This window comes from Mycobacterium sp. M23085, from assembly GCF_045343915.1.
Taxonomy (GTDB): Bacteria; Actinomycetota; Actinomycetes; order Mycobacteriales; family Mycobacteriaceae; genus Mycobacterium.
This window is the reverse complement of sequence record NZ_CP174280.1, coordinates 4,240,139-4,252,608: the sequence shown is the minus strand read 5'-3', so window position 1 is coordinate 4,252,608 and position 12,470 is coordinate 4,240,139. Positions and strand designations below refer to the sequence as shown.

The following is a 12,470-nucleotide window of genomic DNA, read 5'->3' as shown; positions in this document are numbered from 1 at the left end:
TACTTCGGTGCCGCATTAGAGTGAAGTACTCAACATATCTTCTGGCGTAGACCATAATCTTCGGTGTGGAACGACGCCAGAACAGCCACCAGAGCCAATCGCCGATGACGACCTTGAAGGAGCTGCCCGCCCTGGTCGTGCTGGAGCGGATCCCGGTTCCGGTGCTCGCCATCGGCGATGACGGCAGTATCTTGTTCGCCAACACCGCATTTGCCGACATGATGGGCTACGAGCCAGACGAGGCCTTGTCACTGCGATTCGAACAGATCTTCCATCAGGCGCCGGCGTCGGATTCACTGTTGGCGACCGTGCACGCTCTGGCGAACATGGTCGTCGAGCTCGCGCACAAGGACGGTTCGGTGGTGCGCGCGATGATGAGCAAGTCCGCCGTGCGGCGGGCGGACGACCAGTTCGCCCTTGCGGCGTTCCAGGATCTGACCGAACAGCTCTGGGAAGAAGCGCGCTAGCTGTACCCGGCTCAGCGGGTCAGCCGGCGACCGTCTTGCGCCGCCGCGGCAGGCCGCCGGACACCGTGAGCCGGAAGTAATCGAACGAGGCATTGCTGCCCACCGCCAACCGCGGCAGTGCCAGCGGGTCGCAGCGACGATCGGCGAACCCCGGGGCGGTGGACAACGCCCAGCGCACCCCGCGTCGACGCAACGCATCCTTGGCTCGGGAATCGAAATCCTGTGGCCGGCCGTTGGGGTAGGCGAATACGGTTGGCGTCCGGCCGATTTCACGTTCGAGGGCTGCGCAGGAATCGGCGATCTCCCGCTCGACCTTGTCGTCGCCGCACCGGGCGAGGATGGGATGGGTCACCGTGTGCGGATACAGCGTCATCAGCGGATCGCCGGCAAGTTCGCGCGCCTCGTCCCAAGTGAGCATCCGGAACGGGCCGGCGTCGCCGTCGCCGCGCTGCCCGAGCGCGCCCAAGATGTCGTCCAGCACCGCGATACGTTCCGCGTCGGCAACGTTCTTCAATGCCTCGACGGCCGCCACGTAGACCCTGCCACGGCTGGTGCTGCCGTCAAGCGAGCGGCTGCCCAATCCCAGTGCCGACAAATCTATTTCGGTGGCGTTGCTGCGGGCGATCGCGAGCCACAGCCGGTCGGGCCACAGGGTTTCGGCGGTGCCTATCGGGCCCGTCGCGAGGAACACCGCCGCGGGCAAATTCAGGTCGCGCAGCACCGGCAGCGCGTGGGTCAGGAGGTTTCGGGTGCCGTCATCGAACGTGATCGCCAGCGCGCGCGGCGGCAACGTCCCGGCGGCAAGGTTAGCCAGCGCCACCTCCAGCGGAAGGACGTTGAAGTGCTCGGCCACGTACTCCAATTGGCGGCGATACAGTGCCGCACCGTTGACATGCCAGCACGGTGGCGACAGCGGTTGGTCTTCGACGCCGTGGAACATGACGATGGCCAGCGCGCCGCGGTGGCGTCGTCGCGTCAACGCCGGAACCGCGGCGGCACAGAGCAGTCCGGCCGCGACGCTCTTGATGGCCGGCCGCATCAGCGTGCCCCTGTCTCGCGCAAGTGCCGAACGCTATCGGCGCCGCCATGATTCGCGTCTGACGCGCCACAGGATCACCCCGGCGCCAACGATGGCCACGGCGCCCCAGCCGGCGCCGAACCACCACAGCCAGTCGAGGTCTGAATGGCCTCCCGAACCCGCGGCGGATGCACCCGCGACCAACGGCGGATGGTCGACGGTCACCGGTTCTTGCCCGGGCACCGACACCACCGCGACACCCTTGAGCCGCTGCCAGTGCTTGTTGTCGTCGCTCTTGAGCCACCGGATCAGCTCGTCGAGCTGTCCGGGCGCTCCGTTGGACGTCGCGATCAGCAACGACCTGCCGCGGTGGAAAACCGTTTGGAGGGAGGCGAATCGCAGCACCGGGTCCAGCGTGAGCTTGGCCGGCTTGTCACCGGACCCGACGGCGCTGACGGTGATCGGGCCGCTGGGTCCCGCGGTCACCGGCAATACCACGTCGGACTGGTTCCATCCGTCGGCGGAGATCAGTAGCGCGGGGTTCGAGGAATCGATCGCTTGTTTGACGCTGGTGACCGTGGTGTCGATCGGAATCGAACTGATGCGCTGCAAACCGACCATGATGTCGAGCGCGCGTACGGTGTCGATGAACGAGTGCTCGGCGATGCCCACCTGGACGCGAGGCATCAGGGTCTGGGGCACCGATTGAAAGCCATCGGGCACCGGCGGCGCGGCGGGGCTGCTTTCAACCGCGCTGTCGCCGTTGATGTTCAGCGTGAGGAGCTGGTTCCCGGGCCCGGCGGTGTAGAAGTCGCCGCAGTGTCCGACATTGCTCGCCACATCGAGCACCAACTCAATGTTGGTGTAGCGCTGCAGCAGCCGGTCCGGCACGTCGACCCAGTGGTCGATGGTGCCATGACCATCGGTCGGCCAATGGTCGATGGTCTCCGAGCCGACCGTTACCGCGAACTGGCCGACGCCATTGTTTGACGTCGGGGTGTACGACCCCTGCAGATGCACCCGCACCGAGTGAATGGATCTGCCAAATCTGGTCTGGTCCACTCCGATCGATACCCGTGGTTGCAGGGACGTCGAGTTGGCGAAGGGCTGCCCGAGCTCGCGTAGCGAGGCGGCATTGCCGGGTAATTGCACTTTGGGCTTGGGTGAATCCAGCGCCGCCTTGGACGACAGGGCAAGTTCCGACACGTCGCTGAACAACACGGCTGTCTCCGAATCGTCGGTTCGGTTCAGCGGTCCCGAAACCAGCAGCCACGGCACGCCGGAGGAGCCTTGCAGTGAAAGCCCGTTGTCCGGGCCCTCTTTGATGACGACCTGGCGTTCCAACGATTGCGGCGGGCCCGGGGGCGCGGTCTGGCCTTCCTGCAGTGGGACCACCACAATGTCGGGAACCTGTTTGCCGTAGTGCGCGGCCGCGGAGGCGGCGAATTGAATTGCCGTGTCGGACTCGGCCGTCGACGGCGATTGCGGTAGATAGATGGTCAGCTTGCGCAGCACCGGCGGCAGGAAATGCGCCACCGTGGTGGGCGGCAGTTCGACACCGGTGTAGGTGACCGTTCCATTGGTCAAACGCAGCGGGCTTTCCTGGTATAGGCAATATCCGTCCAGCGGAACCAGGTATGCGTGCACGGTTACCGTCAGCCAGTTATCGGTCACTTCCGCGCCGGCCAACGGGATGGCGATCGGTGTCTGATCGGCGGTGGGCAGGTTCAGCCTGGCCAGCGTGCGCTCGCCCTGCGTCACGGTGATCAAACCCGACCGCAGGTTGACGGGCAGTTCGACCGTCGCATTCAGAACGGTGGGGGTCAGCCCCCGCAGCACCGGCACGGTCAGTTGCTGGCTGCTTGTCAGGCCCCAGAATTCCAGGGTGGCGGCAGACCCGACGTCAAGCAGTGAGAGGGTCGTCGTGGAATCCGCCGATGGCGCCGGGTCGGCCGGCGCACCCCATGATGCCGGAGCACTCATCACCAAGAATCCGACGACACCGGCCAGCGCAATTACTCGACCGAGAGTTTTCCGGTACATCACCGGAACAGTATGCATTGTCGAAAGCGCTTCAACCCCAATAACGGAATTGCCGTCGTGGCAACCCCGAAAAGGTATCTAACAACACCTTTTCGAAATCCTGCGGCGCCCGGGCAACGGCTCTGGCCGGATCTAATCGGCTTCCGATTCCGCCGCCGCCTCTTCGCGGGCGGCCCTGGCCGCGGTATGACGCATTTCTTCGCGCCGCAGGAATTGCCGAAAGTAGGGCAGCGACGCTTCCGAGACAACGCCGGGAAGCAGCAGGTTCCATATCTGATGCAGGCGCGCGGTGGGGTCGCCGATGATGTCGCCGATTCTGCCGTGGCTGGATATGGCGTTAGTCACCAACCGCGCCCCGAAAATGGTGCCGATGATCGAAGCGCTGAGCACGTCAGGGTCGATTTCGGTACGCAGGTCGCACTCCTTGACCGCGCGTCGGGCCTCTTGCGCCGTCTCCAACATCAGGTTCGCGTAGAAGCGCGAGGCCGCTTCGTTGAATCCGCTTAAAGCCGAGGCCAATTGCGCGGCCGCGCGGGCCATTTTGTCCGAGCTCAACACCTCGACGATCGTGAATGTGCCGTGCAGCAGGTTCTCCAGCCCCGGTGACGACGCCCCGCACACATTGCGGAAAGCGCTGAGAAGTGTGTCGGAGCCTTCTTCGATGATGTTCGACGCCAACGATTCTTTGGAATCAAAGTGGTGATAGAGGGCACCCTTGGTCATTCCGGTCCGCTCGATGATGGTGCTCCATCCAGCGGCGGCGTACCCGACGTCGCCGAACACCTCGATCGCGGCGTCGAGAATTTTGCGACGCGTGGCCTCAGACCGAACCTGGCGCGCCATTGTGCACGCACCTCCGGAGTCTCATCGGATGCGCAGGGTGCTCATCTAACTTCACATTGCCCGCAAGACGGCCAACAGTAGCAGCCGACATCGCAGTGGTCCGACCTTTCGACGCGGCAGCGCAGCCCCCGCTAGTCGGCATCCGCGGAACTGGTGTTGATGGCGAGCGCCGCACGCCGCCTGAGGAACTGGCGGAAGTACTCGGTGCGGTCCGGCTGCAGCACCCCGGTCAGCAGCAGTAACCAGCACTGCTCCAGGTCGCGCAGGAACCGTTCGGGTTCGTCCAGATTGCTGGTTTTCCGCAGGCCCATATGCAGCGAGACCATCAAGCGGCCGAGGTCGTGCGGGTCGCACGCGTCATTGATGTCGCCCTCGGCTTTGGCCTGCTCTGCAACCCTGGCCAGGGCCTTGATCCACTGGTCGAACAATTTCTCCTGGAGCCCGTTGGCCAGGCCGACCGACTCCATCAGGTTCAGGCCCGACCTGACGATATCGGTTTTGATGTCCTTGATCGCGATCAAGTACGAGAAGTCGATCAGGGTTTCGAGGCCCGAAAGACCCCGCGACAGCAGGTCTTGCACGGCTTCGGTGCCGGCCTCGGTCTGGCCGTCGATGATCGCGACCGCCAACGCGTGCTTCGACTTGAAATGGAAGTACATCGCGCCCTTGGTCAGTTCGGCCTCGGCGAGGATGTCGTCGAGGCCGACGTCGTGGTATGGGCGTCGGGCGAACTGATGGGACGCGGCCCGCAGTATCTGCTGCCGGGTCGCATCTGCTCGTCCATCGGTCGAATGGGTCGTCATCGCAATCGAGAACTCGGATTCCCCGCGGCGCGCCTTTTGATTCCAATGTCCCGGCCGAGGCTGACGTCGCAGGCCATTCCGCCCGCCGTCACGTCGACAAACGCCTTGCTCGAGCAGGGCACAGCTACCTCGGTTCTGCAGGGGTTGGAGCGAACACGCACCCGCGTCGCTCGAGACATCTCGTTCACTCCAGAGGTTAGCAGTCATACGGCTGTACTGGTTGACGCGTGCGTTAATACCTGAGGTCTAGATAACACGTGCTTGTCAAACTATTGGTATGTTTTGTACGCTATTGTCATATCGTCAGTTTGCAATCGACCTCAACATCGTCTCGACCGTCTGCACCGCATAAGGGGAAGCACATGTCGTTCGTCGCGACGAACAGCTGGTCACAGGCCTCACCCGAGCGACTGGCCTCGGCTGACCTGCGATTCTTCGATGAATCGACGGTCGTCTGCACCTCCCCCGCCGTCATCGCCGCCTCGGCCCGCCTGACGGCCCGGGCCTGAAATGATCGATTTCGGAGCGCTTCCGCCGGAGATCAACTCCACCAGGATGTACGCCGGTCCCGGGCCACTGTCGCTGATCGCCGCCGCCGTGGCCTGGGACGGCCTGGCGGCCGAACTGCATGCCGCCTCGAGCTGCTACCGCACGGTGATCGCGGGTTTGACCACCCAGCGCTGGATGGGTCCGTCGTCGCTGGCGATGGCTTCCGCCTTCGCCCCGTACATGGCGTGGACGGCCGGGGCAGCCGCGCGGGCCGCGGAATCGGCCGGTCAGGCCAGGCTCGCCGTCGAGGTTTACGAAGCCGCCTTCGCGATGACCGTCCCCCCACCGGCCGTCGCTGCCAACCGGGCGCAGCTGGCGATGCTGGTCGCGACCAACTTCTTCGGTCAGAACGCGGCGGCGATCGCGGCCACCGAAGCCGAGTACGGCGAGATGTGGGCGCAGGACGCCGCGGCGATGTATGAGTACGCGGCCGGCTCGGCCGCCGCGTGCTCGGTGACACAGTTCAGCCCGGCGCCACATGTCACCAACGAGAGCGGGATGGCCCAGCAGGCCGCGGTGGTCGGTCAGGTCACCTCGCAGAGTGAGCAGGCGAACCTCGCGCACGTGGTGTCCAACGTGCCCACCGCACTGCACCAGCTTTCCTCACCGATGACCTCCGGGGCCTCCGCGCTCACCGAGACCGTCAGCGGCACCACCACGGCCACGAACTCCAGCTCGTCGTCAATCATGACGGGCCTCGCGTCGGGCATACCCGGCGCCATTCCCAGCGCCTTCTCGGCAGCCGCGACCCCGCTGTACGGGATGTCCTCCATCCTCGGCATGGCCCAGACCGCGCAGGGCCTGGCGAACGCAGCGACCAGCGGAGCAGCCGCCGCTGCCACGGGAGCCGCGAGTGCGGCCAGTTCCGGCGCGGGAGCGCTCGGTTCGCTGGGATCTGGTGTGTTCGGCAGCCTCGGCAGCGCCGCCTCGCTGGGACCGCTGGCGGTGCCGGCGAGCTGGACAAGCGTCATCCCGGCCGCCAACAGCGCCGTTTCGGCGTTGCCCGCCATCAACCTCGCCGGCGCGAATGTGCCGCCCAGCGTGATGGGCTCGCTGCCCCGGCTGGCGGCCGCGTCGGGCAAATCGCTCGGACCCCGATACGGCGTTATCCCCACCGTGATGACCCGGCCACCGGCTGCCGGATATGGGTAAGCCACCGCCTGCGCGCAACGGTTTTGTCCGAACCCGGTATACGAGAAGGAGTGGTAAGTGAAGTACACGCCCACCAAGGTCGCCGGGGTGACGATCATCGATCTCGAACTCCTCCGCGACCACCGCGGGTTTTCCTCACGGACGTTCTGCGCCAGGGACTTCGCTAATCACGGACTGAATTTCGATGTCACGCAGACGAATACCGTCTTCAGCCACACCCGGGGCACCGTGCGTGGTCTGTACCGTCGGGTGCCGCCACATGCCGAGGCCAAGCTCGTCCGCTGCACCCGCGGTGCCATCGCCGCCGTTGCGGTCGACGTCCGGCCCGACTCGCTGACCTATGGCGACCACGTGATGGTCGAATTGAGCGCCGACGACCACCGCACGCTGTACCTGCCGCCCTACGTTGCCCACGGCTTTCAGACGCAGATCGACGGCACCGAAGTCAGCTACCAGGTCAGCGGGGCATCCGCGATGAACGACGAACAGGGAATTCGTTGGGACGACCCCGAATTCGGCATCTCGTGGCCGATTCCGGTCACGGTCATCTCCGAGCAGGACGCGAGCTGGCCCACGCGTCAACCCAGATTGGTTCCAGTGGAGCAGGTGGCATCGTGCGGCAGTCGGTAATGGTTCGCAACCCGGCGTATGTCATGGAGCCCAACCGTCGGCCGCTGAGGCCCTGGCCGGTCGACCTGACCGCGCCGCATCGCGGCGACACCGGTGGTTCCCCGGTAGCCGCAGGTCCGGCGCCTTCGGCTGGTGGCAACGTCTTACGGCGCTGGCAGGATCAATATTCGCAGTACCTGCGAATCAGCGACTCGGTGATCGTCTGCGCCTCGGTCTTGCTTGCTCAGTACGTTCGGTTCGGCGAGATCGCGAACACGTCGGGTTATTCGGACCCGATGATGACGCTGTTCTCCTTCCTGTTCGCGGCGCTGTGGATGTCGGCCCTCGCGGTATTCCAAGCGCGCTCAACGCGAGTCATCGGCGCCGGGATCGAGGAGTACCGCCGGATCGGCACCGCGTCCTTCTGGACATTCGGAATCATCGCGATGGTGACGTTGCTGGCCAAGGTCGACTTGGCGCGCGGTTACCTGGCCATCGCGCTTCCCGTCGGGACCCTGGCGCTGCTCGGCAGCCGCAGCGCGTGGCGCAAGCACGTCAACCGCAAGCGCGCGGAAGGCCGGTGCCAGAACCGGGTTTTGGCGATCGGGGACCGCCAGGCGGTTACGCACCTCGCGCATGAGCTGGGCCGCAATCCCCAGGCCGGCTGCGTCGTGGTCGGTGTCTGCATCCCCGGCTACGGGCCGGCCCGCGGCAACACGCTGACGATCGCAGGCCGCGAGATCCCGATCCTGGGCGACCAAACCCACGCCGCCACCGCGATCGCCAGCTGCGGCGCGGACACCGTAGCGCTGACACAGACGGATCACTTTGGGATGCACGGGATCAGGGAGCTGATGTGGCAGCTCGAGACGATGGACGTCGACCTGGTGGTGTCTCCGGGCGTGATGGACGTGACCGCGGCACGCTTGACGCTGCGCCTCACCGCAGGGCTGCCTTTGTTGCACGTGGACAAGCCACAATATGAAGGGGCACACCGCTTTCAGAAGCAGGCTTTCGACTTCCTGTTCTCACTGGTGGCATTGGTCGCCACCGCACCGCTTCTGATCGCGGCTGCCATCGCCATCAAGCTGACCAGCAAGGGACCCGTCTTCTACCCGTCCGAACGCATCGGCGTCGACGGAAAGCCCTTCACGATGCTGAAGTTCCGCACCATGACCGACGGGGCGGACAGCCAGCTCGAGCAGCTGCTGTCGCTCAACGAGGGCGCCGGCGGCATGCTGTTCAAGATGCGCGAAGACCCCCGGGTCACCCCCGTCGGCAAGATTCTTCGCCGGTACAGCATCGACGAACTGCCCCAGTTCATCAACGTCCTCAAGGGAGACATGAGCGTCGTGGGGCCGCGGCCTCCGTTACGCCGCGAGGTCGACAACTACGAAAGCAACGTGAAGCGGCGGTTACTGGTCAAGCCGGGGGTCAGCGGGTTGTGGCAAGTGAGCGGCCGCTCGGACCTGTCCTGGGAAGAGTCGGTGCGGCTGGATCAGTCCTACGTCGACAACTGGTCGATGTCAGGTGATCTGGTGATTGTCGCCAAGACGGTGAAAGCGGTCCTTACGAGCCACGGAGCCTACTAGGCTCGCGAGCCATGACCGAGCCGACGGCACCTGATGCGCTGGTGACCTCGGTGCCGCTCACGCGGATGGCTCACGCGTTCTCGATCCAGTTGATCTGCCGGGCACTGGGAATGCTCGCCTCGGTGGTCTCGGTAGCCATGACCGCTCGCTATCTGGGCCCGGGGCGCTATGGTCTGCTCACCGTCGCGGCCGCGTTCATCGGGATGTGGACCAGTTTCGCCGACCTCGGATTCGCCACCGTGATCGTGCGCCGGGTGACCGCCGGCCGGGGCGACCTGGAGCGCCTGGTGCGCGTCAACAGTGGCATGGCCCTGGTCTACTGCGTCCCGCTGGCGGCACTGGCGGCCGGCTCGGGCTTGCTCGTCTACAGCGATGCCGACGTGCGGGTGATGCTCGTAGTGCTGTCGGGCGGTCTGCTGATGCAGACCGTGGTGACGCGTTTCGAACCGGTGTTTTTGGCCACCGTCCGGTTTTCCGCGGTCGCCGTCTCCGACGTCACCGCCCGGGTAGCCACACTGACGATGGTTGCTTGCCTGGTGACTGCGCGCGCCGACGTCATCTGGTTCGCTGTCGCACAACTCATCCCGCCCGCGGTGCAACTGTTGATTCAAGGCGCGGCGGCGATGCGGCACATTTCGGTGCGTCCGATCTTCGCCGCGCGGGAGTCCGCCGATCTGTTGCGGGAGACCCTGCCGCTGATCGGATTCATGGTGGTCGGGATCCTGTACACCCGCGCCGACGGCGTGATTCTGTCCCTGTTAAGCACGCACTCCGAGGTGGGCGTGTACGGCCTGGCCCTGACCATCGCCTTCAACACGATCGTGGTGTCGTTGATCTTCCACAAGGCGACGCTGGCGACGGCCACCGAGCTGTTCTCGCGCGACGTCGCGGCCTTCGCCCATTTCCTGCGCCGCAGTGTGGAATTGATGTACTTCGCGGCGGTCCCGGTCGCCGTGGTCGGCGTGCTGCTGGCCGGTCCGTTGATCGCGTTGTTCGGCGACAAGGCGTTCGTCGCGCGCGGGACACCGGCACTGGCGCTGCTGTTCGTCGCGGCCGCGCTGCGGTTCGTCGGTGGCACCCTCGGCCAAGGTCTGGTTGCCGCCCACTACCAACAGGTCCTGCTGTGGTTGACGGTCGCGACGCTCGCACTCAACGTCGGGCTCAACCTGGCACTGGCGGCACGATTGGGCGCCGTCGGGCCCGGTGTGGCGCTGGTGTGCACGGAGTTGTTCAACATGGTGGTGTCCAGCTGGTGGCTGCGCCGTCGGTGCGGCTACCGTACGCCGGTAATATTCGTGCTGCGGTTGCTCATTCCCACCGGCGCGAGTGTCGTTGTGACACTGCTGCTCTCGGGCCACCATGTCATTTTAGTGCTGGCCGCTGCCGCCGTGGTGTACCTGGCCACCAGTGCGGTGTTCGGCCCGATCACCCGGTCGACGCTGGCCACGCTCCGCGAGAAGCAGTTGACGCCATGACTCGTGACACGGACCGGGCATACCTGAAGCGCCCGGTCGGCGGCGCGGCCACGCTGCCCGTCGTGCGGCCGCTGGCGGTACTGATTGTGACGGGTGAAGACCGCGGTCGGCTCGAAACGTGCCTGGACAGTGTCGCCCAGCACCTGCCTGGGCTACCTGTCTATGTCTACGGATCTGCGGAACTGGCAACGAAATTTCCTGCGGTGCATTGGGTGTCGGGACCCCCCGGCGTCGGCTCCGCCGCGGCATTCAACGCCCTGGCCGAACACGCGCCGAGCGATGCCGACCTGCTGCTGCTCACTTCCGATACACGGCTGTTGGGACGGTTGCCCCGCACCCGAAAGCTGCTCCGCCAGTCGCAGGTGGCAGCCGTGTCGCCGATGGTGCGAGACGACACGGCGCCGGGCCGCAAGCCGTGGGATGTCGCGTCGCGGCGCCGGACGTTGATCCGGGAACTCAGCACGGCGGCCGGCGCTTCGGAGTCGCGGCGCGGCGGCCCGATCTCCCGCCTCTATGCCAGACAACCTTCCGAAACGGAAGGTATCGACGGCGATGTGGGTGGTGGTTGCCTGGCGATCAACCGCCTGGCGTGGAATAGCGTCGGCGGCTTTGACGAAGAGTTCTTTCACGCCGAAGCCGCCGACTGGCAGGCGCGTGCCCGGATGGCGGGCTGGCGCATTCTGCTGGCCGACGAGCTCGGCGCCCAACGCGCGCCGATCGCCGGGAAGGTCGCGGCCGACTATCGTGACCGCGACGTAGCACGGGCCGACACCGCGCTCTTGCTCGAACATCAACACAGCGTTCACCACGCGGACCTATATCTGGCGTGCACCACCGCACTGGGAAAACTTCGACCGTCGAACCGCGCCGGGCGACTGATAGACCGGCCATCGATCGTCATCGCCACCAACCGCTTGGTTTACGGCGGCGCTGAGCGGCAAAAAGCGCTGTTGGCAACGGAATTGGATCGGCGCGGCTACTCGGTCACGATCGTCTGCGTGCAGCGGTTCGGTCCATTGCTCGCCGAAATTCCGGACACCGTGCGCGTGGTTCGCCAGCCGTGGTGGGCGCCGGCGGTCGACATTGCCAAGGGCCCGGCGGTGCTCATCACCGGCGACACCAACACCGAGGTCGGATTCGGCACGCTGTGGCGTGCGGCGGGAAAGGACCGACGCTGGTTGGTCGCTCCGCATGTTCCGCCCGAGGAGGACCGGCCCATCTACTCGCGGCCTTTGACCGCCGCCATGCGCCGCGCAGACGGTTTCATCGTCTTGGCGCAACGGCATTGGGATATGCTGGCCGCCCAGCACCGGCTTTGGGGACAGCGATTCGTCGCCCCCAATGGCGTCGCCGAGACCAGCGAACCGTCTCCTCGCGTTCGCCCCTCGGGCGAGCCGGTGCACTTGGTTATGCTCTCGCGCATCGTCGAGCACAAGAACCCACATCTGCTGATCGAGGCTCTGGGCGGGCTTGCCGAATTACCCTGGCGGCTATCGATTTTCGGTGACGGCCCGGACCGGGAGCGGTTGCAGGGTACTACGCCGGCAAGGTTGCGCGATCGGGTGCAGTGGTGCGGATGGTCGGCCGGCCCCGGCCCCGCCCTGAAAGACGCGGACCTGCTGTGCGTTCCCAGCCGCTCGGAAGCGTTCCCGCTGGTGATTCTCGAGGCGATGGCCCGGGCGGTGCCGGTCGCGGCGTCCGCGATTTGCGCGGTCCCGGAGATGCTGGATTTCGGCAGGGCCGGTTTCCTCGTCGAGTCCGTGTCGGTGTCGGGATGGCGAGAACAGCTGTGCCGGATCCTGGCCGAGCCCGCCGCGCTGCCGATGGTGGGCCGTCGTGGCCATGAGCGGATGCGGAAGCACTATACGGTCGGGGCGATGACCGATGCCTACCTCGACGCGATCGGAGCGGTGATGTGA

11 protein-coding genes are annotated in these 12,470 nt (G+C 65.7%); 7 read left to right on the top strand and 4 right to left on the bottom strand.

Features of this window, described 5'->3' with window-relative positions:
* The first annotated feature begins 104 nt into the window (after positions 1 to 104).
* A complete protein-coding gene (locus tag ACIUM1_RS20095) occupies positions 105 to 467 on the top strand; it encodes a PAS domain S-box protein (RefSeq protein WP_081389457.1) in 363 nt (120 codons plus the stop codon).
* Between the two features lie 19 nt (positions 468 to 486).
* Here ACIUM1_RS20095 and ACIUM1_RS20090 read toward each other — a convergent pair whose 3' ends face one another.
* The 4 genes from ACIUM1_RS20090 to ACIUM1_RS20075 form a co-directional block, all read right to left on the bottom strand.
* Entirely contained in the window at positions 487 to 1,506 is a 1,020-nt protein-coding gene (locus tag ACIUM1_RS20090) for a polysaccharide deacetylase family protein (RefSeq protein WP_406814335.1), read from the bottom strand.
* 33 nt (positions 1,507 to 1,539) lie between these two features.
* Positions 1,540 to 3,546, bottom strand: coding sequence for a hypothetical protein (locus tag ACIUM1_RS20085; RefSeq protein WP_406814334.1), 2,007 nt, complete (start codon positions 3,544 to 3,546; stop codon positions 1,540 to 1,542).
* Between the two features lie 114 nt (positions 3,547 to 3,660).
* Positions 3,661 to 4,371: a TetR family transcriptional regulator gene (locus ACIUM1_RS20080; protein WP_406814333.1), complete on the bottom strand. Its 711-nt coding sequence runs from the start codon at positions 4,369 to 4,371 to the stop codon at positions 3,661 to 3,663.
* A gap of 131 nt (positions 4,372 to 4,502) precedes the next feature.
* Entirely contained in the window at positions 4,503 to 5,174 is a 672-nt protein-coding gene (locus ACIUM1_RS20075) for a TetR family transcriptional regulator (protein WP_406814332.1), read from the bottom strand.
* 362 nt (positions 5,175 to 5,536) lie between these two features.
* Here ACIUM1_RS20075 and ACIUM1_RS20070 point away from each other — a divergent pair, with 362 nt between their 5' ends.
* Genes ACIUM1_RS20070 through ACIUM1_RS20045 form a run of 6 tightly spaced genes read left to right on the top strand, consistent with a single transcriptional unit; the run spans position 5,537 to position 12,470 of the window.
* Entirely contained in the window at positions 5,537 to 5,683 is a 147-nt protein-coding gene (locus tag ACIUM1_RS20070; RefSeq protein WP_406814331.1) for a hypothetical protein, read from the top strand.
* Position 5,684: 1 nt separating this feature from the next.
* Positions 5,685 to 6,875: a PPE family protein gene (locus ACIUM1_RS20065; protein ID WP_406814330.1), complete on the top strand. Its 1,191-nt coding sequence runs from the start codon at positions 5,685 to 5,687 to the stop codon at positions 6,873 to 6,875.
* A 57-nt stretch (positions 6,876 to 6,932) separates the two neighbouring features.
* Positions 6,933 to 7,505, top strand: coding sequence for a dTDP-4-dehydrorhamnose 3,5-epimerase family protein (locus ACIUM1_RS20060; protein ID WP_406814329.1), 573 nt, complete (start codon positions 6,933 to 6,935; stop codon positions 7,503 to 7,505).
* 23 nt (positions 7,506 to 7,528) lie between these two features.
* The gene (locus ACIUM1_RS20055) at positions 7,529 to 9,076 is read left to right on the top strand and encodes a sugar transferase (protein ID WP_406817772.1); all 1,548 of its coding nucleotides are present in this window, start codon (positions 7,529 to 7,531) and stop codon (positions 9,074 to 9,076) included.
* A gap of 11 nt (positions 9,077 to 9,087) precedes the next feature.
* Positions 9,088 to 10,551: an oligosaccharide flippase family protein gene (locus ACIUM1_RS20050; protein WP_406814328.1), complete on the top strand. Its 1,464-nt coding sequence runs from the start codon at positions 9,088 to 9,090 to the stop codon at positions 10,549 to 10,551.
* Entirely contained in the window at positions 10,548 to 12,470 is a 1,923-nt protein-coding gene (locus ACIUM1_RS20045; RefSeq protein ID WP_406814327.1) for a glycosyltransferase, read from the top strand. The genes ACIUM1_RS20050 and ACIUM1_RS20045 overlap by 4 nt, the downstream gene beginning before the upstream one ends.

What these genes read in the sequence shown, in the direction of transcription:
- ACIUM1_RS20095 (WP_081389457.1), top strand. Translation starts at nt 105, where the DNA reads ATGACGACCTTGAAGGAGCTGCCCGCCCTGGTCGTGCTGGAGCGGATC.
- ACIUM1_RS20090 (WP_406814335.1), bottom strand. Translation starts at nt 1,506, where the DNA reads ATGCGGCCGGCCATCAAGAGCGTCGCGGCCGGACTGCTCTGTGCCGCC.
- ACIUM1_RS20085 (WP_406814334.1), bottom strand. Translation starts at nt 3,546, where the DNA reads ATGCATACTGTTCCGGTGATGTACCGGAAAACTCTCGGTCGAGTAATT.
- ACIUM1_RS20080 (WP_406814333.1), bottom strand. Translation starts at nt 4,371, where the DNA reads ATGGCGCGCCAGGTTCGGTCTGAGGCCACGCGTCGCAAAATTCTCGAC.
- ACIUM1_RS20075 (WP_406814332.1), bottom strand. Translation starts at nt 5,174, where the DNA reads ATGACGACCCATTCGACCGATGGACGAGCAGATGCGACCCGGCAGCAG.
- ACIUM1_RS20070 (WP_406814331.1), top strand. Translation starts at nt 5,537, where the DNA reads ATGTCGTTCGTCGCGACGAACAGCTGGTCACAGGCCTCACCCGAGCGA.
- ACIUM1_RS20065 (WP_406814330.1), top strand. Translation starts at nt 5,685, where the DNA reads ATGATCGATTTCGGAGCGCTTCCGCCGGAGATCAACTCCACCAGGATG.
- ACIUM1_RS20055 (WP_406817772.1), top strand. Translation starts at nt 7,529, where the DNA reads ATGGAGCCCAACCGTCGGCCGCTGAGGCCCTGGCCGGTCGACCTGACC.
- ACIUM1_RS20050 (WP_406814328.1), top strand. Translation starts at nt 9,088, where the DNA reads ATGACCGAGCCGACGGCACCTGATGCGCTGGTGACCTCGGTGCCGCTC.
- ACIUM1_RS20045 (WP_406814327.1), top strand. Translation starts at nt 10,548, where the DNA reads ATGACTCGTGACACGGACCGGGCATACCTGAAGCGCCCGGTCGGCGGC.